Source organism: Kaistella montana (assembly GCF_024436175.1).
GTDB classification, from domain to species: Bacteria; Bacteroidota; Bacteroidia; order Flavobacteriales; family Weeksellaceae; genus Kaistella; species Kaistella montana.
The window spans coordinates 165273-187424 of sequence record NZ_JANFQP010000001.1 but is presented as its reverse complement, the minus strand read 5'-3'; the positions used below and the strand labels follow the sequence as shown (position 1 = coordinate 187424).

Sequence of the window (22152 nt, the reverse complement as noted above, 5' to 3'; positions counted from 1 at the left end):
AAGCATTGATTTACTTTCTCTTTAAATTTTATATCTCGTTTTTTCCTTATTCAAATTTTAAAACAAACATCAATGCGCGGGTTTTTCCATTGGCGATGGCGGCGTTCCAATAAGGTGGTGTATCAGGATTGTCGGAAACCATTTCGTCGTTAATCATAAACGTTCCACGGAAACCCGGCGTAAGTTTGAATCTACTGAAATAAAACTGAATTCCAAGCTCAGCGGACCAAGCAAAATTGCTTGCGGTAGTTCGGAAAATTCCTTGTTGATTATCGTCGGTCGCTTTGTTGTTCGATTGCAAATTCATCATCCAATTCACTCCGGCTGCAGCATATGGACGGGAATTGTACCATCTGTCGCCATGAACTTCAATAAGCAACGGTAAATCAACATAAGTGGATTTTACGGTTCTTAATTTGTCGGCTTCGGTGAGCGTTCTTGGAATAAAAGGCGGATACGCAGTTGTTCCTGACGCATATTGATCATTCGATTGAGTATCGAAATACACTTCTCTTTCAACAAATTGTAATCCCGGTTCAAATCTTAAATCGAAATTGTCATTCAACCTCAATTTACCGATTAATCCGGCACCGAAACTATAAGAAGATTTGGTTCGTACGAGATTTTTATCCCCATCCATCCCAAATTTTGGATCCAAAACCAGTTTATAATCGAAATTGTTTCCGGCAAGATAAAAACCGTAGCTGAACTTTTGGTTATCAAATCCTTCCAGATTGTCCATTCGGTCTTTGGTACGGAAGAGTTGCGCATTCATCAATGATGCTACAAAAATTGCCGTAAGCAAATTGATTTTTAAAACTGTTTTTCCCATATTTTATTTGGTTGCCTTATAAATCGTTGCGATTCCTAAGCTTAGTTTTTTGTATTCTACTTTCTTGAAACCGGTATTTAGAAGAATGTTTTTCATTTTTTCGCCAAACGGGAAAGCGTTTACCGAATCTGGAAGATAAGTGTACGCTCTGTTGTCTTTGGAAACCAATTTACCGATTTGTGGCAAAATATTTTTAAAATAAAACATATAAAAAGGTCCCAAAAAGCCTTCAACCTTAGAAAATTCTAAAATATATACGCTTTTATTTTCTTTCACCACTCTTCTAAGTTCAGCTAAACCTTTCTCTAAATTTTCGAAATTTCTCACTCCAAATGCAACGGAAACTGCATCGAATTTATTGCTTTCGAACGGAAGGTTTTCTGCATCGCCTTTCTGCATCGAGATTTGTTCGTCTAAATTAAGTTTTTTAATTTTCTCGATTCCTACGTTCAGCATTTGTTGGGAAAGATCCAAACCAACTACTTTCGCCGAAGTTCCTTTTTGTACAGCAATTGCCAAATCTCCGGTTCCTGTCGCTACATCCAGAACTTCTTTCGGTTGGTCTTTCTGCATCCATTTTACCAAAGTATTTCTCCACAGCACATCTATTTTCATGGAAAGTACGTGGTTCAGTAAATCGTATTTGGGAGCGATATTGTCGAACATATCTTCAACTTCACTCTTTTTTCCTGCTTCAGTGTTGTATGGTTTTACTTGGTTCAAAATGTTGTATTTAAAATTGATAGTATTCTTTGTAATAATTCAGAAAGTCCTGTTTTCTGAAAATCTTGGTGCGCGATTCTACTTTCTGTACGTTTTTCACAATTTTATCGTAATCTTCGTCAATATTGAAATAGAAATCGTCGGTATATAATTTATTGAAATGTTTAGGCTCGTTGAGATAGTTTTTTCCATCAATTACGGTAGCTTTTCTGGCAGCAATCAATGAATCTTTATTAAGTCCGTAACCGTAAAATTGCTCATTGATATAATAATCCTGATGTGCAATATTCAGCAATCCACGATCTTTATTGACTACAAAACCAGAATCGTAGAGCATTTTTTTCTGTCCGTCGAAAACCTTGATTTGATTTTTCCCTTTCGATAAATCTACATGCAGTTTTTGTCCGGGAGCAATAATATTTTCACTACCATTATTAATTTTGAAATAAAAAGTGTTATTGGTAGGATTATCAACTAGGTAATAATTTTTTTTAGAAAGGAACAAAAAGTAAATCCCAAAGGCAAGAAGTACCGTGATCAACGAAATTACCAGACCTTTTGTGGACGCACTCATTTTCATATTGTTTGTTATAAAAAAACTTTTGCAAATTTAATAATAATTTTCATTCAAGCCGATACAATATTAATTCTTAACTTTGTCGGAAATTTTCTATTACAATATGCCCAATACAATCATTATAGGTTCAGGAAGTTATATTCCTACAAAAATTATCGGCCGAGAACATTTTATGGATTCCGTTTTCTATACCGATGAAGGTGACGAAATAGACAAACCTAACGAAGAAATCATTCAGAAATTTGTAGACATTACAGAAATTGAAAACCGAAGATATTTGGAAGATGATGAATTCAACTCCGACTTAGGGTACAGAGCCGCAAAAGAAGCCATCGCTGATGCGAATATCGACCAGGAAGAAATAGATTACATCATCTACGCGAGTAATTTTGGTGAAGTAGATAGAAATGGGATGACCAATTTTATGCCTTCCATGTCTGCACGAGTTAAAAATAAATTGGGAATACAGAACCGCACATGCGTGAACTACGACATGATTTTCGGTTGTCCAGGTTGGGTAGAAGCCATGATTTTGGCAGATACTTTAATTAAAGCAAAAAAAGCAAAACTTATTCTAGTTGTTGGTTCTGAAACTTTAAGCCGAGTTACCGATGCTTTCGACAGAAACAAAATGATTTTTGCCGACGGAGCTGGTGCGGTAGTAGTAAAAGCTACAGACGAAGAAAATGTTGGAATCATTGCTGATGCAACGTACTGTGATAACAATGTAGAACTGAATTATCTGGAAAACGCGCCATCTCTAAAAAAAGATGAAGATCGTAGACCGCTCTACATCAGAATGCACGGAAGAAAAATTTACGAGTACGCTTTAAAATATGTACCGGATGCCATCAAAGAAACCATTGATAAAGCAGATTTAACCATCGATGATATCGATAAAATATTAATTCACCAAGCCAATGCTAAAATGGATTATGCAATGATTTCGAGGCTGCACAAACTCTACGGAAAATCCGATTATGATCACGACATTGCTCCAATGACAATTCAAGAATTCGGAAATTCTTCTGTAGCTACGATTCCTACGATGTTTGATTTGATCAGAAAAGGAAATATGAAAGGTCACCAATTCAAAGACAAAGGCAATATCGTTTTCGCTTCAGTTGGCGCAGGAATGAACATTAATGCAATTGTTTACAGATTTCCTTAAACCTATTTTTCGAAATAAAATATTTAAACAAAACATAAGAAGCACAAAAAACCATTTTGTGCTTTTTTATTGAAATCTACTTATGCAGAAAAATTTTTTAATCATCACCGGAATTATTTTTATTCTGGAATTCTATGTTTATCAAGCATTTAAAACCCTCACCTCCAACAACTGGTTGCGTATTGGGTATTGGATTGTAACGCTTTTTGTGTACGGATTTTTCATCTACGAATTACTCAATTTCAAACGAAGCGACCGCGATCATCATCGGATACAAATCGTTTCTTCCATTTTTTTAATTTTTCTGCTTCCTAAGCTTTTCATTGTATTTTTCCTTTTAATTGAAGACATCGGAAGGTTTTTCAGATATCTTTTTACCTTTTTCGTAAAACCGGAAACCTATTTTCCAGAGCGAAGACAATTCATAAGCCTCATCGGTTTAGGAATTGCCGGAATTTTTTCTGCTTTAGTGATCGATGGAATTATCTTCGGAAAGTACCGCCACAGCGTAAGAAAAGTAAAATTGAAAATCGCAGGTTTGCCAGAAATTTTCAAAGGTTACAAAATCATACAGATTTCCGATGTGCATTCAGGAAGTTTTTTTCATCCAGAAAAATTGCAAAAAGCCATTGATTTAATAAATGAGCAAAAAGCAGATTTAGTCCTATTCACCGGCGATATGGTCAATAATTTCGCCAGTGAATTTGAACCGTTCGTTCCATTATTTTCTACAATTCAAGCGAAAGATGGTAAGTTTTCAATTTTGGGAAACCACGATTATGGTGATTATGCCGAATGGAATTCTGCTGAAGAAAAAGCCCAAAACATTCCTAATTTAATTAAATTACAAAAGCAAGCCGGCTTCGAAATGTTGAGAAATGAACACCGGATTATCGAGAAAAACGGGGAAAAACTCTATATTTTGGGAGTTGAAAACTGGGGCGAAAAACCATTTCCGCAATACGGCGATTTAAATAAAGCGTCCGCCGGAATTCCCGCTGATACCGCAAAAATATTGATGAGCCACGATCCTACCCATTTCGATGCGGTGGTGAAAAACCATCCTTCCAATGTACAACTCACGCTTTCCGGACACACCCACGGAATGCAATTTGGCCTTGATTTAAAAAATGTTCGTTGGTCGCCGGTGCAATATCGCTACAAAAAATGGGCAGATTTATATGAAAGTTCCGGCAAATATCTTTATGTAAACCGCGGTTTCGGTGTAATTGCTTTCCCGGGAAGAGTAGGAATTGAGCCGGAAATTACTTTAATTGAACTTGTTTAATTCTTTTTTAAACCCAATGATTTCATTTAAAAAAGCTATAAAAGCAGACATTCCGCAGATTCGGGAATTGGCAAATCAATCATGGAATGCTGCATATAAAAAGATTCTTTCGCAAGAACAAATCGATTATATGTTGCAGCAAATGTATTCACATGAAGAAATTTCAAAGCAACTCGAAAATCCCAATTATCAATATTATTTAATTCTAAAAGATAATATTGCAGCCGGATTTATCGGTTTTGAATTCCATTACGAAAAAAACACCACCAAACTCCATCGCATTTATCTTTTAGAGGATTTCAAAGGTCTTGGTCTTGGAAAAGCTGCAATTAATTTCCTTAAAGAAAAAACTTCGGAAACATCCAACAACCGAATCATTCTGAATGTCAACAAAAACAATTCAGCGAAGCAAATCTATGAAAAACAAGGATTTACGGTTTATAAGGAAGGGGTTTTCGACATCGGAAACGGCTATGTGATGGATGATTTTTTGATGGAATTGCATCTTTAATCATCATTAAATTTCTCATTTAATATATTTTGGTACAGTTTTAGAATGTCTCAATTCATAACATTAAAAAATAAACTTATGACACGAGCTAACTTATTTACCAAAATTCAGATTTTCGCATTAGCATTATTTGCAAATTTTGCTACAATTGCAGTTAAAGCACAAGATAAAGCTGCAGATTTAAAGGTTGATGTAGATGTAAACAAAGGAACGGATGCAATGGGTGCTGATTGGATGAGCAACCCAATAGTTTGGGTAATCGGAGCCTTAGTTCTTATCATTATTATCGCATTAATCACCCGAGGAGGCGGAAACAAATAATAAACAATATCAAAAAAAATCCCGAATGAAGTTTCGGGATTTTTTTTTGCTCTATAAATTGACTTTTTATAATGCTAAAGCTTTTTGGTAAGCATTTTCAATTCCATCTAGGTTTTTTCCACCTGCAGTAGCAAATCCAGGATTTCCTCCACCACCGCCTTGGATTTCTTTCGCTAAATCTTTCACGATATTTCCTGCGTGGTAATTGGCTTCCAAATCTTGCGAAACGCCTACCGTAATCATAGGTTTTCCATCAGCATCGGAAAGAATGATGATCACGGAGTTTTCAACCTCTTTTTTCAGTTGGAAAACGATGTCTTTCACACTTCCGGCATCCATTGAAACTTTTTTTACCAAAAGTTTTTTATCTCCACTTTCTGTAAAATCGTTTTTCCAATTAGCGGTTTCGCCTTTGGCTTTTTCTTTTTTCAATGATTCTACCTCTGATTTCAAAGCGGAATTTTCTTCCATTAATTTTTCTACTGATTTTGCTAAATCTTTGGACTTCAATAATGCAGAAATTTCTTTAATCTGAAGTTCTAAATTTTGGAAATATTCTGCAGATTTATCTCCAGAAATTGCTTCAATTCTGCGAATTCCCGCCGCAGTTGAACTTTCATTCTGAATTTTAAAATAACCGATTTCACCGGTGCTTTTCACATGAGTTCCCCCACAAAGTTCCCGCGAAGTTCCAAACTGAATCATTCGCACGGTATCGCCATATTTTTCACCGAAAAGCGCCATCGCACCTTTCTCCATCGCTTCTGCAATCGGAATATTTCTAAACTCCTGCAACGCAATGTTTTCTTTAATTTTCGTATTCACTTTTTCCTCAACCAGTTTCAGTTCTTCATCGCTCATTTTCGAGAAATGCGAGAAATCGAAACGAAGATAGTCTGGACCTACGAAAGATCCTTTTTGCTCAACGTGAGTTCCCAAAACTTCGCGCAAAGCTTCGTGCAACAAATGCGTTACCGAGTGGTTCGCTTGAGTATTTTTACGGTCTGTGGTGTTTACTTTTGCATAAAAAACGGCACCTGCATCTTTCGGTAAATCTTTAATTAAAGAAACGATCAAATTGTTTTCTTTTCGGGTTTCCAAAACCTCAACAATTTCGCTACAATTCGTAATATCAAAAACATCAGGGTTTGCGATATCAAAACCTTCAGTATAGCTTGGAATCAGGATTCCTTTGTCACCGATTTGTCCACCACCTTCCGGATAGAAAGGAGATTTCGAGAGTACAATTTGGTAAAATTCTCCATCTTTATTCTCTATTTTTCGGTAACGGGTGATGTATGTCTCAACTTCTGTTTGGTCGTAACCAACAAAAACTTCTTGTTTTTCTTCTAAAATAACCCAATCGTGAACTTTCTGAGCCGATGATTTTTTGGAACGCTGTTTTTGCTTTTCCATTTCTTCATCAAAACCTTTTTCGTCAACGGTTAAATTCTTTTCTTCGGCAATAATTCTCGACAAATCTGCAGGGAAACCATAAGTGTCATACAATTCAAAAACCTCGGCTCCAGGAAGTGTTTTTTCATTTCTGGAAAGAGTTTCGTTGATGATTAAATCGATTCTTTTCAAACCGTGTTCGATGGTTTTCAAGAAAGAAGTTTCTTCTTCTTTGATTACTTCGGTTACCAATTTTTCTTGCTTCACCAATTCTGGGAAAAATTCGCCCATTTCTTTCTTTAAAACCGCTACCAATTCGAAAAGGAAAGGTTCTTTCATTCCTAAAAATCGGTAAGAATAGGAAATTGCTCTTCTTAAAATTCTTCGGATCACATAACCTGCTCCACCGTTCGAAGGAAGCTGTCCATCGGCAATTGCAAATGCTACAGCACGAATATGATCTACCACAACACGAATCGCAATGTCTTTTTCATCTTCTAAAATCCCAGTGTATTTTTTCCCTGAAAGTTCTTCAACTTTAGCAATTAAAGGCGTGAAAACATCGGTATCATAATTGGATTTTTTTCCTTGCAAAGCCATACACAAACGCTCAAAACCCATTCCGGTATCCACGTGTTGTGAAGGCAATTTCTCTAATGAACCATCAGCTTTTCGATTGAATTCCATGAATACATTATTCCAGATTTCCACCACTTGCGGATGATCGTTATTGATCAAATCGATTCCAGGAACAAGCGCTTTTTCCTCATCAGACCTCAAATCAACATGAATTTCAGAACAAGGTCCACAAGGTCCGCTCTCTCCCATTTCCCAGAAATTATCTTTCTTGTTTCCGTTGATAATTCTGCTTTCGTCGATGTGGGATTTCCAGTAATCGTAAGCATCTTGGTCGCGTTCTAAATTTTCAGAAGCATCACCTTCAAAAATCGTAACGTAAAGATTTTCTTTTGGAATTTTATAAACTTCAGTCAACAATTCCCACGCAAAAGCAATGGCTTCTTTCTTGAAATAATCGCCAAAAGACCAGTTCCCAAGCATTTCGAACATTGTGTGATGGTAAGTATCGCGACCTACATCATCCAAATCGTTGTGTTTACCGGAAACTCTTAAACATTTTTGAGTATCGGCAATTCGGGGAGCTTTCGGTTGTTTGTAACCAAGAAAATAATCCTTAAACTGCGTCATTCCCGAGTTGGAGAACATCAAAGTTGGATCATCTTTCAGTACAATTGGCGCGGAAGGAACGATAAGGTGTCCCTTTTCTTTAAAATAATCTAAAAACTGTTTTCGTATCTGTTGTGAAGTCATAGTTGAGTTTTGCTTTTAGCGATTGCTTTTTGGCGTTTTTGTAAGAATGCAAATTTAGGAAATTTTAAGGTAAAAAATGAAGGCAAATTATAGTCTTGAAAATTAATCTTATATCTTGAAGAACAAAAGTTTATTAAAAAATCCGCCCCACAGAATGAGACGGATTTACATCACTTATTACACTTAAATAAAAAAAATTTTTTTTTATTTCTTTTCCATGGCTTTCACTAAGATCTGTAGGTTCATTTCATCTTTGATCAAACCATTCGCAACAGGCATTTGGAATTTCACTCCAAAATCTTCGCGATTTATATCTTTAGGTTCGGTTGCAATGCTTACAACACCCTCTTTTAGGGCAACATTTGCATTAAACTGAACCGGTTTTGTAATTCCTTTAATGGTAAGATTACCATCTAAAACGGTATTGTAATCTCCTCCGGAAGTATTTTCTGAAACCTTGGTAATTTCGTAAGAAGCCGTTGGAAATTTTTCTACTTCAAAGAAATCGCCACTTTTCAAATGTCCATTCAATTTACTCATTTGTTCGGCATCATCTTTTAAATCAACTGATGTTAGGGAATTCATATCAGCAACGAACTTTCCGCTTTCCAACTTGCCTTTATTGACCGTTACTTCTCCACTTTCAAATTTCAATGTTCCGAAATGACTGGTATTATCGGTTTTCACAACTTTGAAACCTTTCCATTCGATACGGCTGTTGAGCGTATCCAACACAAAAACATCTCCTTCTTTTGAAGTAGAAACCACGTTGCTTTCGCTGGATAAAGGTTTGTCTTTTCCGCAGGAAATCAATAAAATCCCTGCTATAAATGCTGAAAATATCGTAGTTTTGATTACCGTTTTCATTTAAAAAATCAAATTTTAATTGTTTTGCTAAATTAATAAAAAAAATTTAGATTATTTATAAAAATGTTATTTTCGCAATATGCTTTTAGAAATCAATCAATTATTTTTTTCATACAATCCTGAAAAAAAGCTTTTTCACAACCTCAATCTGCGAATCAGCGAAGGCAAAATCATTGCTCTTGCAGGTGAAAGCGGTTGCGGAAAATCTACATTACTGAACCTAATCTACGGCTTACTCGATTGGGAAAAAGGCGAAATCATCTTCGATGGAAAACCTATTTTCGGCCCCAAGAAAAACCTTGTTCCAGGTGAACCGGAAATGAAACTGGTGGCACAAAATTATGATTTAATGCCTTACGCAACCGTCGCTGATAATGTCGGGAAATTCCTGTCGAACATTAATTTGGTTGAAAAAAAGACAAAAGTGATGGAATTGCTCGCGGTAGTTGGTTTGGAAGAATACGCTTCAGTTTTACCTAAATATTTAAGTGGCGGTCAACAACAACGAGTTGCGATTGCGCGCGCGCTTTCGGTAATGCCTAAACTGCTTTTGCTGGATGAACCTTTCAGCAATCTCGATTTTTCACGAAAAGTAGAACTTAGAGAAAGATTATTTAATTATGTAAAGGAAAAAAATATCTCAATGCTGATTTCTACGCACGAGATTCAGGAAGTAATGCCGTGGCTCGATCAAATTATTGTGCTTCAGGAAGGCAGACTCATTCAAAACGATTCGCCTGAAGAAACTTACAAAAACCCTTATAATGAATATGTTGCGAAATTATTTGGTGAAGTAAATGTATTTTCTGATGATGAAAAAAAGCATTGGAATCTTACAAAAAACTTCTGGTTTCCACACGAAATTAAAATTTCAAATGGAGAAAATAATGACCAAAAAATGAAAGCTGAAGTTTTGGAAAGTCGCTTCGCAGGAAACCATTTCTGGAACAAAATTTCCTTGAACGAAAAAAAACTGGTTGTTTACTCTGAACAGCCACTAAAAAATACAGTTGATTTAGAATTCACCTGATATTTTCCCAACAATGAAAGATTTTCAATAGAAATCATTGGCATTATCTTTGAAAAAACTTAACTTTACACTTCCCGAATAAGGAAAATTTTGGTTAATTCTCTTTCCAACTTTAAGACGAAATTAGTTCGGTTCTCGAACAACCAAGTCCGGAAAAGAACCCTGTCCAAACTTTTCCTTTTTTTATGTCTTATCGACAAAAAAAAACACGCCGAAACGTGTTTAATATTGTTATTTGGAAAATTGCTTACGCTTTCTTTACAAACTCAGATTTCAAAGCCATCGCTCCGAAACCATCAATTTTACAATCGATATTATGATCAGAATCCGGTCTCAAACGGATATTTTTCACTTTTGTTCCAGCTTTCACCGGTTTTGGTGCGCCTTTCACCGGCAAATCTTTCATCACGATTACAGAATCTCCGTTTTGCAACTCGTTTCCATTCATGTCTAAAATTTTATCATCATTTGATGCTTCTTTCGGATCCCACTCGAGAAAACACTGGGAACAAACCATCAGATTATCCTGTTCATAAGTGAATTCAGATTGGCATTTCGGGCAGATAATAGTATCGCTCATTTCTTCTATTTTTATCATGCAAAAGTAATATTTTTTATCATTCCCGTCAAATCCTCATTTTCCTGAATATTTATAGATACAAGACCTTTAAAACTTTAAAATATAAATTCCGTATTTTTGCAAAAATTTTAGGATAAAAAACTAAAATTCAATTATTAAAATCTCCCAATGGAACTTATACACAGAAACCTCCTCATCGGAATTCACGATGCTTTGCAAGAAACTTTTTTTGAAGACAGAAAATACGCCGACAAGGTCATAGAACGACTTTTGAAAGCCAACAGAAAATGGGGCAGCGAAGACCGAAAAGTGGTTTCACAGATTTTCTATGACATCATCCGTTGGAAAAAACGCCTCGAATATTACATGGGAGAAGGCGCAAAACCGGGAAATATCTACAAAATGATTCTCGCTTATTGCCTTTGGACCAAAACGCATTACAAAAAATTTGAAGAGTTCGACGGAATTAAAAACGCCGATATCCTCAATAAACTCAAGAAAAATACGGTTCCTACGAAAGCTGTGGAATATTCGATTCCTGAATGGCTCGCCGAAACTTTGGAAAAAGAATTGGGCTCAAAATGGGAACGCGAAATGGAAGCTTTGAACGAGCAAGCTCCGACAATTTTACGAGCTAATACTTTGAAAACCAGCGCAAAAGAATTAGTTTCCGATTTGAATGATGAAAATGTAGAAAGTTTCCAAATTAGAAATTATCCCGATGCGATTCAACTCGCGGAAAAGAAGAATGTCTTTCTAACTTCGGCTTTCAAAGATGGTTTGTTTGAAGTTCAGGATGCTTCTTCGCAAAAAATCGGTGAACTTTTGGACGTTCACGAAGGAATGCGCGTCGTAGATGCTTGCGCTGGAGCAGGCGGAAAAACCCTTCACTTAGCGGCTTTGATGAAAAATAAAGGTCAAATTATCGCGATGGATATTCATGGTTGGAAATTGGCTGAACTGAAACGCAGAGCAAAAAGAGCCGGCGCTCACAATATCGAAACCCGAGAAATTACCGATACGAAAGTCATCAAAAGATTACACGAAAAAGCCGATAGATTGCTGATTGACGCGCCATGTTCCGGTTTGGGAGTTTTGAAAAGAAACCCCGATTCTAAATGGAAAATCGACCAAGATTTCATCGACAGAATTAAAAAAGAACAACAGCAAATTCTTCAAGATTATTCGAAAATCATTAAAAAAGGAGGGAAAATGATCTACGCAACTTGCTCAATTTTGCCAAGCGAAAACAACGAACAAGTAGAAACTTTCCTGAAAAACAACGACGGATTTTCTTTAATAAAAGAAGAAAAAATAATGCCGAGCGAAGGTTTCGACGGGTTTTATATGGCGCTGATTCAGCGGAATACTTAAATAAAAGTCATTAACGAAACGTAAAGCAGGCATTTGTCTGCTTTTTTTTTGAATTTTTTCCACCAGATTCTCTAAATTTCTCCTTTCAACTTAATTTTTTCCGCTTTAAAAGCTAATTTTAGTAAAATATTCTTATTTTGCTTAACATTATTTTGTTTTATAAACATTTACTTTATGTTTGCAGAACAAAATTAATCAATTATTAACAATTACTTATAATTATAAATCTATGTGCGGAATTGTATGTTTGTTTGATGCCAAACAAAAAACCGAAATCCTAAGACCTCAGGTTTTAGAAATGTCTAAGAAAATTCGTCACCGCGGACCGGATTGGAGCGGAATTTTTCAAGACGAAAAAGTAATTTTCTCTCACGAAAGATTGGCGATTGTAGATCCAACTTCCGGGAAACAACCTTTGTTTTCGAATGATAAAAAAATCGTTCTTGCCGTAAATGGTGAAATTTATAACCACAGAGAACTCAGAAAAGAATTTCCCGATTACGAATTTCAAACCGAATCGGATTGCGAAGTCATCATTCCTTTATTCAAAAAATATGGGAAAGATTTCGTGGATAAACTGAATGGAATTTTCGCTTTTTCTTTATATGATATCGAAAATGATGTTTATTTCGTTGCCCGCGATCACATGGGAATTTGCCCGCTTTACCAAGGTTGGGATCAACACGGAAGTTATTATGTAGCTTCTGAATTGAAAGCTTTGGAAGGCGTTTGCAAAACCATCGAAACATTTTTGCCGGGACATTTTCTTTACAGCCTCGATGGTTACGAGTTGCAGCAATGGTACAAAAGAGATTGGGAAGATTTTGAAAACGTAAAAGACAACACCACCGATTTAGTTGAATTGAGAAAAGCATTGGAAGAAGCCGTTCACAGACAATTGATGAGCGACGTTCCTTATGGCGTTTTGCTTTCCGGAGGACTGGATTCTTCGATTATTTCTGCGGTAACTGCAAAATATTCGCGAAACCGTATCGAAAGTGGCGATACTCAGGAAGCTTGGTATCCGCGTTTACATAGTTTTGCGGTAGGTTTGGAAGGAAGCCCAGATCTGGTTGCTGCACAAAAAGCTGCGGATCACATCGGCTCTATTCATCATGAAGTTCATTTTACCGTTCAGGAAGGTTTGGATGCGGTTCGCGATGTGATCTATCACTTGGAAACTTATGATGTAACTACCGTAAGGGCTTCCACACCGATGTATTTATTAGCAAGAGTCATCAAATCGATGGGAATAAAAATGGTGCTTTCGGGCGAAGGTAGTGATGAATTATTCGGAGGTTATCTTTATTTCCACAAAGCGCCAAATGCGAAAGAATTTCATGAAGAAAACGTAAGAAAATTAGGAAAACTTCACTTATACGATTGTTTGCGTGCCAATAAAGCATTGATGAGCTGGGGAATCGAAGGCCGCGTACCTTTCTTGGATAAGGAATTTATGGATGTTGCGATGCGCCAAAATCCAAAAGACAAAATGGTTACCGCGCACGAACCAAAAATCGAAAAATGGATGCTGAGAAAAGCTTTTGAAGATTTGTTGCCGGAATCCATCGCTTGGAGGCAAAAAGAGCAGTTTTCCGACGGAGTTGGCTATTCATGGATTGATTCTTTAAAAGAAGTTGCCGAAAAAGAAGTGACAGACGAGATGATGGTGAACGCAAAATTCCGATTCCCGCTGAACACGCCTCAAAACAAAGAAGAATACCGCTACAGAACGATTTTCGAAGAGCATTTCCCTAGCGAAACCGCAGCGGCTACAGTTCCGTCGGTTCCGTCGGTTGCGTGCTCCACACCTATCGCTTTAGAATGGGATGAAGCCTTTAAAAACGCCAACGATCCAAGTGGTAGAGCCGTAATAAGCGTTCACGAAGACAGTTATTAATTGATATTTAGATTTGAAAAATTTGAAATACCCCTTAAGAAGTTTAATCTTTTTAGGGGTGTTTTTTTATGAAGAAAATTTGTGATAGAATTTATAATTTTGAAACACGAATAATTCAAAGAAATCCATTTATCAATCAATGGAGAATTATTTTCAAATGGGAAAATGGAAATGCGTTTGAAGTTGAAATTTTAGATTATCATTAAATTGAAAAACATGGAAAAATTAAGAAATATAACGCCCGGAGAAATATTATTAGAGGAATTTTTGGTTCCGCTCGAAATTTCGCAATATAGACTTTCGAAAGATTTGGAAATTCCCCAAACCAGAATTTCAGAAATCATTAAAGGAAATAGAAGAATTTCCGCTGATACCGCAGTGAGACTAAGTGCTTACTTTGGAAATTCCCCAAAATTTTGGCTCGGACTGCAAGACGATTACGATATTGAAAATGAATTAAAAGAAAAATCGAGCGAGGTGACGAGAATTAATCGAATACGAAAAGAGAAAGAAAACGTTGCTTAAAATTCTAAATCCTGTGCTAAATCACAGGATTTTTCTAATTTTGTTTAATGTCTGAAACCATTAACACCCCAAATCCTTCTGTGAAAAAGTTCCTTCCGCTTATTTTGGCGACGGCGATTTTTATGCAGATGCTCGATTCTACCATTCTCAACACTTCCCTACCTTCGATAGCGAGAGATTTGAACGAATCGCCATTGAATATGCAAAATGCCATCATCAGTTATGTGTTGACTTTGGCTTTATTCATGCCGGTTAGCGGTTTTTTGGCAGATAAATTCGGAACCAAGAAAATTTTTATTTTCTCATTGATTATTTTCAGTGCAGGATCTTTGTTTTGTGCATTTTCTCAAAACCTGATGCATTTGGTAATTTCCAGAGTGATACAAGGTGTTGGTGGCAGTTTGATGACACCAGTCGGAAAATTAGCGCTCATCAAAACTTATCCCAAAAACGAATTGCTGAAAGCGATGAATTTCGCGATTGTTCCTGCATTAATCGGGCCAGTTTTGGGTCCGTTAGTCGGTGGTTATATGGTGGATTATCTTTCCTGGCATTGGATTTTTCTCATTAATATTCCTATTGGTTTAATCGGAATTGTTTTAGGACTGAAGTTCATGCCGAATTATAAATCTGCCGCTTCAGAATTTGATTTGAAAGGGTTTATCATTTTCGCTTCCGCGTCTTTATTGCTTTCCATTTCATTAGAATTATTTGGAAATACTACGCATACGACGCCGGTTTTGTTGATTTTCATCTTGGGCTTTTTGATGATTTATTACTATTACAAACACGCCAGCAAAACCCAAAACCCTATTTTCCCATTGAATCTTTTCCAAGTGAGAACGTTTCGTGTGGGAATTTTAGGAAATCTCGCTACTCGATTAGGAATCAGTTCAATTCCTTTACTTTTACCTTTAATGATACAAATTGCTTATCAGGAAACTGCGGTAATTTCTGGGTGGATTGTTGCTCCGATGGCTTTAACAGCGATGTTCGGAAAATCTTACGTTATTCATATTTTAAATAAATTCGGCTACCGAAAAACTTTGATGATCAATACGTTCATCATCGGTGCGCTCATTTGTTGCCTCGGAATTCCGGGAATTCACTCTTCTATTTTCTGGTTTATTCCGATTATTGCGGTGCTCGGTTTTTTCAATTCCATCCAGTTTACTTCGATGAACACGATTTCCATCGCCGATTTGCGAAACGATCATACAAGTAGTGGAAACTCTTTGCTTGCTGTAAATCAGCAATTGGCCATTGGTTTCGGAATCGCCTTTGGACTGATTATTTTAAAATCCTTCGAAGCAAAAGCTGAAAATCCACACCTTGCCTTTCGCTACACCTTTTTTGTAGTAGGAATCCTTACTATTCTTTCCGGTTTTGTTTTCCGACGTCTTCATACAAAAGATGGCGAAAATATGAAATCGGAATAATTTCAAAATCTTTATTTACAAAATCCACTGATTTACAGCGTGATACGTTCTTACCCTAGATCAATGTTTTTGCCATTTAGCTGAAGTACTTTTGTATCATCAAAATACAACACAATGGCAACTAAAAAAATAGAACTCATCGCAGCACCAAAACCTCCACATTTTGTTGGGGATGGTTTCAGAGTACATAATTTTATTCCGAGCGGATATCATTTGGATATGAAAAGAATGGATCCTTTTCTCATGTTGGATTACAATTCAAAATTCCATTTTTCCGGAACCGACACTCCCCGCGGAGTTGGCGTTCATCCGCACCGAGGTTTCGAAACGGTAACCATCGCCTACAAAGGTCGTGTGGAACATGGCGACAGCGCAGGCGGAGGCGGAATCATCGGCGAAGGCGACGTGCAGTGGATGACCGCAGCTTCAGGAGTTCTTCATAAAGAATTCCACGAAACCGAATGGGCAAAAGAAGGCGGAATTTTCCAAATGGTGCAACTTTGGGTAAATCTTCCGGCAAAAGACAAAATGAGTCCTCCGAAATATCAAGCCATTAAAAATTCAGAAATGAAAAAAGTGGATCTTGGAGAAAACGGATTCATCGAACTAATTGCAGGAAATTACCAAGAAGAAAAAGGCCCAGCTTCCGCGTTCAGCCCAATAAATTTAATGAATGCTAAATTGAAAAAAGGTGGAAAAGCAGACTTCAGCTTTCCGGAAAATTTCAATACAGCAGCTTTGGTCATTGAAGGAAGCATTATAGTCAACGGAGAAGAAAAAGTTCCAACCGATCATTTCGTTTTGTTCGAAAATAAAGGCGAAAATTTCACCATTGAAGCAACTGAAGACTCCATTGTCTTAGTAATCAGTGGAGAACCATTAAATGAACCTATTTATCCACATGGCCCCTTCGTAATGAATACTCGCGAGGAAATTATTCAAGCTTTTGATGATTACAATAGAGGAAAATTCGGCTATTTGGAAGATTAAAATTTTGTTAAAAACATCCATTAACGTTTTAACTGCAATTTTTTACACTAATTTTATTACAACAAACAATAACAACTAATTTTAAAATTTAAATAAAATGAAAATATCACTTATCGGCGCTACAGGTTTTGTAGGAAACGCCATTCTTAATGAACTTTTAGAAAGAAATTATCAGGTAAATGCCATCGCAAGGAATACAGATAAAATCACCATAGAAAACGAAAATCTTCAAAAAAATAACATCGACATTTTCAACGAAAACGATTTATCAGAAGCTGTGAAAGATAGTGACGCAGTTATCAGCGCCTATAATCCGGGCTGGACAAATCCCAATATTCACGAAGAATATTTGAAAGGTGCAGCATCAATTCAAAACGCGGTTGAAAATTCTGGTGTGAAAAAACTGATCGTCATCGGAGGTGCAGGAACTTTGAAAATTGATGGAAATCATATCGTTGACGGACCGGATTTCCCAGAAGAAATTTATCCAGCAGCAAGTGCAGTGAAGAAATATTTTGTTGAAAATCTTTCCAAAAACGAAAACCTCGATTGGGAGTTTTTCAGCCCCGCTTTAGAAATGAGCAGTTTCAGCGAAGACCAAACCAAAACCGGAAAATACCGATTGGCAACAGATTCGCCTGTTTTTGATGAAGAAGGACGCTCCAGACATTCCGTTCAGGATTTGGCAGTTGCGGTTGTTGATGAACTTGAAAACAAAAAATTCAAACATCAAATTTTCACAGCGGCTTATTAATTGTAACGGAAATTATGAAAAAGATCGAATTTGGCTTGATGACCTTTGCCGATATGGCTCCGGAAACTGCTTCCGGGAAAGGATTTAATGCACACCAAAGAATAAAAAATCTTTTAGAAGAAATAAAACTGGCCGACGATTTGGGCATTGATGTTTTCGGAATTGGCGAACATCACCGCCCAGATTATGCGGTTTCGTCACCAACCACTGTTTTAGCGGCGGCTGCGGCAGTTACAAAAAACATTAAACTCTCCAGCGCTGTAACAGTTTTAAGTTCTGAAGATCCGGTTCGGGTTTATCAGCAATTCGCAACGGTAGATGCTATTTCCGGCGGAAGAGCAGAAATCATGGCGGGTCGCGGTTCCTTCATTGAATCATTTCCTTTGTTCGGATTTGATTTGAATGATTATAACGAACTATTCGAAGAGAAACTCGATCTTTTACTCAAAATCAATAAGGAAGAAAAAATCTCATGGAGCGGAACTCTTCGTGCGCCAATTCACGATTTGGGAGTTTATCCAAGAGCATTGAACGGCGAACTTCCAATTTGGCTTGCAGCAGGCGGAACTCCGACTTCTGCGGTGCGTGCAGCAAAACTTCATCTTCCATTGATGCTCGCAATTATCGGTGGAATGCCAAGTCAGTTTGCGCCATTTATTAATCTTTATAATAAATTCGCTTTAGAAAATGGAGTAAAACCAGAAGATTTACAGGTGGGAATCAATAACCATATGTTTGTAGGAGAAGATGGCGAAAAAACTGCCGACGAATTTTTCCCTTATTACGCCCAAATGATGGATCGTGTAGGGAGAAGCCGCGGTTGGCAACCAATGTCCCGCGAACAGTTTGAGTTCATGAGAAGTCCGGAAGGATCACTTATGGTCGGAAGCGTGGAACAAGTAGTGGAAAAAATCATTTATGAATACGAACTTTTCGGTTTCACCCGATTTTTTGCGCAAGCAAGTATGGGTTTTGTTCCTCATGAACTCACAATGAAATCCATTGAGCTATTTGCAACACAGGTTATTCCGGAGGTAAAAAGAAGGTTAGGCGTCAACTAAATATTGTTGAGATTGTTTATCTTAGCATTGCTGTAACATTAAAAAAAACAATTCAATCATGTCAAACATCGGATTAATTATAGAAGAAAAAGCGGCCGACATTGGAAACTTTTTGGTAGGAAGACTGCTTCCTTTCAGAGAAAAACGTGCGGTAGGACCTTTTGTTTTTATTGACCACATGGGACCTGCCGCCCTGAAAGATTACCAGAATCTGGACGTGCCACCCCATCCTCACATCGGACTTTCTACGCTTACTTATCTTTTTGAAGGATCTATTCAGCACAAAGACAGTCTTGGAAGCGATATCGAAATAAAACCAGGCGCGGTGAATTGGATGACCGCCGGAAAAGGCGTAGCGCATTCTGAAAGAACTCCCGAATATTTAAGACATACAGACAAAAATCTTCATGGTTTTCAGATTTGGGTTGGTTTACCCAAAAATTTGGAGCAGAGTGAGCCCACTTTTCATCACACTGAAGCCGCCGATATCCCAGTTTGGAATGAAGGCGATTTGCAATATAAATTAATTGCAGGTGAACTTTTTGGGCATCAATCTCCGTTTCCTGTTCATTCAAAATTGTTTTTTTTAGAAATTAAAAGCCAAACTGCACAGAAAATAAGCATCGGGAAAAATCTCTTCGGCGAAGTGGCCATGTATGTTTTGGAAGGAAATGTAAATATCGAAGGAAATACTTTCGGCGGCAAACAATTACTTATTGCAAAAAATGCAACTTTATGTGAATTTGAAATCGGTGAAAACGCAACCATTTATCTTTTTGGTGGCGAACCTTTCGATGAGGAACGTTTTATTTTCTGGAATTTCGTCAATTCAGATAAAGAAATCATCGAGCAGGCAAAAGTCAATTGGCACGAGCAAAATCATGAAGCTTTCCCTTTGGTTGTAGGAGATGAAGAAGAGTTCGTGCCGCTTCCCAAAGCCATTTTAAACGGGAAACTATCAAAATAACAAACGCAATCTTCGTTTAATTCACCTGTCAGTTTATCTTTTCACCCAAAAATATCATAGAATTAGATAGATTGAATTTTATGAAGCTATTTTAATTTGTAACTTTATCTGACAAAATATTATAATCATGGAAGAAAAGAAAAAACTGACAAGACAGACCGGAGCGCCTGTGCCAGACAACCAAAACGTACAGACCGCGGGAGCCAGAGGACCCATGCTGATGCAGGACTTCTGGTTTCTGGAAAAAATGGCCAACTTCGACAGAGAAGTTATCCCGGAAAGAAGGATGCACGCCAAAGGTTCCGGCGCATTTGGAACATTTACCGTAACCCACGATATTTCGCTATATACAAAAGCCCATATCTTTAATGAAATCGGCAAAAAGACAGAAATGTTTGCACGGTTTTCTACCGTGGCCGGAGAACGTGGTGCGGCCGACGCAGAAAGAGACATTCGTGGTTTTGCCTTAAAATTTTATACCGACGAGGGAATTTGGGATTTGGTGGGAAACAATACTCCGGTATTCTTTTTCCGTGATCCGATGAAATTTCCTGATCTGAATCATGCCGTAAAACGCGATCCGAAAACCAATATGCGGAGCGCCAACAACAACTGGGATTTCTGGACTTTACTGCCGGAATCTCTGCATCAGGTAACCATCGTGATGAGCGACCGGGGAATCCCAAACGGTTATCGACACATGCATGGCTTCGGAAGTCATACCTACAGCTTTATCAATCATGCCAATGTCCGTCATTGGGTAAAATTCCATTTCAGAACACAGCAGGGAATTGAAAATTTATCAGATGAAGAAGCTGCTGAAATCATCGGAATGGATCGCGAATCTTCACAGAAAGATTTGTTCGAAAATATTGAAAAAGGCAATTTCCCGAAATGGAAAATGTTTATACAGATCATGACCGAAGAACAGGCAAAAACTTACCGATTCCATCCGTTTGATTTAACCAAAGTTTGGTCTAAAAAGGATTTCCCACTCATCGAAGTTGGTGAATTTGAACTTAATAAAAACCCAGAAAATTATTTTCAGGATGTTGAACAGGCGGCTTTCAACCCCACCAATATTGTTCCCGGAATTGGTTTTTCACCGGACAAGATGCTCCAGGGAAGATTATTTTCTTACGGCGACGCGCAGCGATACCGATTGGGCGTAAACCATTTTCAGATTCCTGTTAACAAGCCAAGATGTCCTTATCATGCTTTCCACAGAGACGGACAAATGCGCGTGGACGGAAATCACGGCGCAACAAAACATTATGAACCAAACAGTTACGGCGAATGGCAGGAACAACCAAGCGCGAAAGAACCACCATTGGAACTTTCCGGTGATGCTTATGCTCATAATTTCCGGGATGATGATGAAGATTACTTCACCCAACCAGGGGATTTGTTCAGAATCATCAAAGCCGATGGAAAAGCCGATGTTTTATTTAAAAATACTGCCGCAAATGTAGGTGGAGCCGAGAAATTCATCCAAATCCGCCATATCAGAAATTGCTACAAAGCAGATCCTGAATACGGAGAAGGAGTAGCAAAAGCCCTTGGACTGGATATGATGGAGGTTTTTGCTTTCGATATGTCCCCTTATGATCAATGGGCTCCCAAAAAATCTTAATGATTAAAGCAATAAAAAATATATGAGTGTTACGGTAAAAGCAATTTTAGGAACCGATAAATTCTACACCGAAGTTACTGCTGGTGAAAACAAAATTATCACCGACGAACCTTTGGAGAAAGGAGGACAAAATAAAGGATTCAATCCGTTTGAAATTTTGGCAACCTCTTTAGCAAGTTGTACAGCAGCAACTTTGAGAATGTATATTGACCGGAAAGGTTGGGACGTTCCGAAAATAGATGTAGAAGTAGAACTGGAAAATTATCCTCAAACCAAAAACGCGGTTTTCACCAGAAACATCAGTTTTGAAGGCGCAGATTTAGATGAGGATCAACTTCAACGCTTACAAACCATTGCTGAGGCTTGTCCGGTGCATAAAATTTTCCACGGAAACATTGAGGTAAATACCCGTTTCACAGAATAAAATTTTTCAAAAAATCATCATTAAAAAAACAAAAATATGGCGGAAATACAACATCACAACAACGAAAAAAACGGTGTATTCGAAATTTATGAAGACGGAGTAAAAGCCGGAGAAATGACCTACACTTGGGCCGGAACAGATAAATTCATCATCGATCATACCGGTGTTGATGAAGCTTTTAACGGAAAAGGATATGCAAAACAATTGGTTTATGCCGGTGTAGAATATGCCAGAAAAAACGGCGTAAAAGTGATTCCACTTTGTCCGTATGCTAAAGCAACGATTGCAAAAAACGCTGAACTACAGGATGTTTTGAGTTAACAAATTATCTTCAACTCGTTTAAAAAACTTCTCGGATTTTTTTCCAGGAAGTTTTTTTTTGCTGAATTTTTGATAGAAAACTCAAGCTGCTCCCAAATCTTAACAAAAAAACTATATTTGTGAAACTTTAAAACGAAATT

At 37.4% G+C, this 22152-nt stretch carries 22 protein-coding genes; 16 read left to right on the top strand and 6 right to left on the bottom strand.

Annotation, left to right across the window (positions count from 1 at the left end):
- Positions 1-46 precede the first annotated feature (46 nt).
- Genes porT through NOV28_RS00905 form a run of 3 tightly spaced genes read right to left on the bottom strand, consistent with a single transcriptional unit; the run spans position 47 to position 2135 of the window.
- Complete coding sequence (porT, locus tag NOV28_RS00915; RefSeq protein ID WP_255926604.1) at positions 47-832, bottom strand: type IX secretion/gliding motility protein PorT/SprT; 786 nt, start codon at positions 830-832, stop codon at positions 47-49.
- A 3-nt stretch (positions 833-835) separates the two neighbouring features.
- Positions 836-1558, bottom strand: a complete 723-nt coding sequence (gene ubiE / locus NOV28_RS00910) for a bifunctional demethylmenaquinone methyltransferase/2-methoxy-6-polyprenyl-1,4-benzoquinol methylase UbiE (RefSeq protein WP_255928668.1) — start codon at positions 1556-1558, stop codon at positions 836-838.
- 7 nt (positions 1559-1565) lie between these two features.
- Positions 1566-2135, bottom strand: coding sequence for a hypothetical protein (locus NOV28_RS00905; protein WP_255926602.1), 570 nt, complete (start codon positions 2133-2135; stop codon positions 1566-1568).
- A 100-nt stretch (positions 2136-2235) separates the two neighbouring features.
- Between NOV28_RS00905 and NOV28_RS00900 the strand changes: the two genes are divergently transcribed.
- The 4 genes from NOV28_RS00900 (at position 2236) to NOV28_RS00885 (ending at position 5423) form a co-directional block, all read left to right on the top strand.
- A complete protein-coding gene (locus tag NOV28_RS00900; protein WP_255926600.1) occupies positions 2236-3303 on the top strand; it encodes a 3-oxoacyl-ACP synthase III family protein in 1068 nt (355 codons plus the stop codon).
- A gap of 82 nt (positions 3304-3385) precedes the next feature.
- Positions 3386-4591 carry a metallophosphoesterase gene (locus tag NOV28_RS00895; protein ID WP_255926598.1) on the top strand — a complete coding sequence of 402 codons (1206 nt, stop codon included), beginning with the start codon at positions 3386-3388 and terminating at the stop codon, positions 4589-4591.
- A gap of 16 nt (positions 4592-4607) precedes the next feature.
- Positions 4608-5102 (top strand): GNAT family N-acetyltransferase, encoded by a 495-nt coding sequence (locus NOV28_RS00890; protein WP_255926596.1) that lies wholly within the window; start codon positions 4608-4610, stop codon positions 5100-5102.
- A 78-nt stretch (positions 5103-5180) separates the two neighbouring features.
- On the top strand, positions 5181-5423 hold the full coding sequence (locus NOV28_RS00885) for a hypothetical protein (RefSeq protein ID WP_255926594.1): 243 nt from the start codon (positions 5181-5183) through the stop codon (positions 5421-5423).
- Positions 5424-5489: 66 nt separating this feature from the next.
- Here the strand turns inward: NOV28_RS00885 and alaS are convergent, their stop codons facing one another.
- Together alaS and NOV28_RS00875 are read right to left on the bottom strand one after the other, a co-directional pair.
- On the bottom strand, positions 5490-8147 hold the full coding sequence (gene alaS, locus NOV28_RS00880) for an alanine--tRNA ligase (protein WP_255926592.1): 2658 nt from the start codon (positions 8145-8147) through the stop codon (positions 5490-5492).
- 204 nt (positions 8148-8351) lie between these two features.
- Entirely contained in the window at positions 8352-9014 is a 663-nt protein-coding gene (locus NOV28_RS00875; protein WP_255926590.1) for a YceI family protein, read from the bottom strand.
- Between the two features lie 79 nt (positions 9015-9093).
- Between NOV28_RS00875 and NOV28_RS00870 the strand changes: the two genes are divergently transcribed.
- On the top strand, positions 9094-10044 hold the full coding sequence (locus tag NOV28_RS00870; protein ID WP_255926588.1) for a sulfate/molybdate ABC transporter ATP-binding protein: 951 nt from the start codon (positions 9094-9096) through the stop codon (positions 10042-10044).
- A gap of 247 nt (positions 10045-10291) precedes the next feature.
- Here the strand turns inward: NOV28_RS00870 and NOV28_RS00865 are convergent, their stop codons facing one another.
- Entirely contained in the window at positions 10292-10624 is a 333-nt protein-coding gene (locus tag NOV28_RS00865) for a zinc ribbon domain-containing protein YjdM (RefSeq protein WP_255928666.1), read from the bottom strand.
- A gap of 168 nt (positions 10625-10792) precedes the next feature.
- Between NOV28_RS00865 and NOV28_RS00860 the strand changes: the two genes are divergently transcribed.
- From NOV28_RS00860 to NOV28_RS00810, 11 genes are all read left to right on the top strand, one after another.
- Positions 10793-11998 (top strand): RsmB/NOP family class I SAM-dependent RNA methyltransferase, encoded by a 1206-nt coding sequence (locus NOV28_RS00860; protein WP_255926586.1) that lies wholly within the window; start codon positions 10793-10795, stop codon positions 11996-11998.
- A 229-nt stretch (positions 11999-12227) separates the two neighbouring features.
- Entirely contained in the window at positions 12228-13898 is a 1671-nt protein-coding gene (gene asnB / locus NOV28_RS00855) for an asparagine synthase B (RefSeq protein ID WP_255926584.1), read from the top strand.
- A gap of 216 nt (positions 13899-14114) precedes the next feature.
- Positions 14115-14423: a HigA family addiction module antitoxin gene (locus tag NOV28_RS00850; protein ID WP_255926582.1), complete on the top strand. Its 309-nt coding sequence runs from the start codon at positions 14115-14117 to the stop codon at positions 14421-14423.
- 47 nt (positions 14424-14470) lie between these two features.
- The gene (locus NOV28_RS00845; protein WP_255926580.1) at positions 14471-15862 is read left to right on the top strand and encodes an MFS transporter; all 1392 of its coding nucleotides are present in this window, start codon (positions 14471-14473) and stop codon (positions 15860-15862) included.
- A 114-nt stretch (positions 15863-15976) separates the two neighbouring features.
- Positions 15977-16852, top strand: coding sequence for a pirin family protein (locus tag NOV28_RS00840; RefSeq protein ID WP_255926578.1), 876 nt, complete (start codon positions 15977-15979; stop codon positions 16850-16852).
- A gap of 97 nt (positions 16853-16949) precedes the next feature.
- Positions 16950-17606, top strand: a complete 657-nt coding sequence (locus NOV28_RS00835; protein WP_255926576.1) for an NAD(P)-dependent oxidoreductase — start codon at positions 16950-16952, stop codon at positions 17604-17606.
- Between the two features lie 14 nt (positions 17607-17620).
- The gene (locus tag NOV28_RS00830) at positions 17621-18667 is read left to right on the top strand and encodes an LLM class flavin-dependent oxidoreductase (protein ID WP_255926574.1); all 1047 of its coding nucleotides are present in this window, start codon (positions 17621-17623) and stop codon (positions 18665-18667) included.
- 58 nt (positions 18668-18725) lie between these two features.
- Positions 18726-19634, top strand: a complete 909-nt coding sequence (locus tag NOV28_RS00825; RefSeq protein ID WP_255926572.1) for a pirin family protein — start codon at positions 18726-18728, stop codon at positions 19632-19634.
- Between the two features lie 127 nt (positions 19635-19761).
- Positions 19762-21267 (top strand): catalase, encoded by a 1506-nt coding sequence (locus NOV28_RS00820; protein ID WP_255926569.1) that lies wholly within the window; start codon positions 19762-19764, stop codon positions 21265-21267.
- Between the two features lie 22 nt (positions 21268-21289).
- A complete protein-coding gene (locus NOV28_RS00815; protein WP_255926567.1) occupies positions 21290-21691 on the top strand; it encodes an OsmC family protein in 402 nt (133 codons plus the stop codon).
- 36 nt (positions 21692-21727) lie between these two features.
- Entirely contained in the window at positions 21728-22012 is a 285-nt protein-coding gene (locus NOV28_RS00810) for a GNAT family N-acetyltransferase (protein ID WP_255926565.1), read from the top strand.
- The last annotated feature ends 140 nt before the right edge of the window (positions 22013-22152 follow it).

What these genes read in the sequence shown, in the direction of transcription:
- porT (WP_255926604.1), bottom strand. Translation starts at nt 832, where the DNA reads ATGGGAAAAACAGTTTTAAAAATCAATTTGCTTACGGCAATTTTTGTA.
- NOV28_RS00905 (WP_255926602.1), bottom strand. Translation starts at nt 2,135, where the DNA reads ATGAAAATGAGTGCGTCCACAAAAGGTCTGGTAATTTCGTTGATCACG.
- NOV28_RS00900 (WP_255926600.1), top strand. Translation starts at nt 2,236, where the DNA reads ATGCCCAATACAATCATTATAGGTTCAGGAAGTTATATTCCTACAAAA.
- NOV28_RS00895 (WP_255926598.1), top strand. Translation starts at nt 3,386, where the DNA reads ATGCAGAAAAATTTTTTAATCATCACCGGAATTATTTTTATTCTGGAA.
- NOV28_RS00890 (WP_255926596.1), top strand. Translation starts at nt 4,608, where the DNA reads ATGATTTCATTTAAAAAAGCTATAAAAGCAGACATTCCGCAGATTCGG.
- NOV28_RS00885 (WP_255926594.1), top strand. Translation starts at nt 5,181, where the DNA reads ATGACACGAGCTAACTTATTTACCAAAATTCAGATTTTCGCATTAGCA.
- alaS (WP_255926592.1), bottom strand. Translation starts at nt 8,147, where the DNA reads ATGACTTCACAACAGATACGAAAACAGTTTTTAGATTATTTTAAAGAA.
- NOV28_RS00875 (WP_255926590.1), bottom strand. Translation starts at nt 9,014, where the DNA reads ATGAAAACGGTAATCAAAACTACGATATTTTCAGCATTTATAGCAGGG.
- NOV28_RS00870 (WP_255926588.1), top strand. Translation starts at nt 9,094, where the DNA reads ATGCTTTTAGAAATCAATCAATTATTTTTTTCATACAATCCTGAAAAA.
- NOV28_RS00865 (WP_255928666.1), bottom strand. Translation starts at nt 10,624, where the DNA reads ATGAGCGATACTATTATCTGCCCGAAATGCCAATCTGAATTCACTTAT.
- NOV28_RS00860 (WP_255926586.1), top strand. Translation starts at nt 10,793, where the DNA reads ATGGAACTTATACACAGAAACCTCCTCATCGGAATTCACGATGCTTTG.
- asnB (WP_255926584.1), top strand. Translation starts at nt 12,228, where the DNA reads ATGTGCGGAATTGTATGTTTGTTTGATGCCAAACAAAAAACCGAAATC.
- NOV28_RS00850 (WP_255926582.1), top strand. Translation starts at nt 14,115, where the DNA reads ATGGAAAAATTAAGAAATATAACGCCCGGAGAAATATTATTAGAGGAA.
- NOV28_RS00845 (WP_255926580.1), top strand. Translation starts at nt 14,471, where the DNA reads ATGTCTGAAACCATTAACACCCCAAATCCTTCTGTGAAAAAGTTCCTT.
- NOV28_RS00840 (WP_255926578.1), top strand. Translation starts at nt 15,977, where the DNA reads ATGGCAACTAAAAAAATAGAACTCATCGCAGCACCAAAACCTCCACAT.
- NOV28_RS00835 (WP_255926576.1), top strand. Translation starts at nt 16,950, where the DNA reads ATGAAAATATCACTTATCGGCGCTACAGGTTTTGTAGGAAACGCCATT.
- NOV28_RS00830 (WP_255926574.1), top strand. Translation starts at nt 17,621, where the DNA reads ATGAAAAAGATCGAATTTGGCTTGATGACCTTTGCCGATATGGCTCCG.
- NOV28_RS00825 (WP_255926572.1), top strand. Translation starts at nt 18,726, where the DNA reads ATGTCAAACATCGGATTAATTATAGAAGAAAAAGCGGCCGACATTGGA.
- NOV28_RS00820 (WP_255926569.1), top strand. Translation starts at nt 19,762, where the DNA reads ATGGAAGAAAAGAAAAAACTGACAAGACAGACCGGAGCGCCTGTGCCA.
- NOV28_RS00815 (WP_255926567.1), top strand. Translation starts at nt 21,290, where the DNA reads ATGAGTGTTACGGTAAAAGCAATTTTAGGAACCGATAAATTCTACACC.
- NOV28_RS00810 (WP_255926565.1), top strand. Translation starts at nt 21,728, where the DNA reads ATGGCGGAAATACAACATCACAACAACGAAAAAAACGGTGTATTCGAA.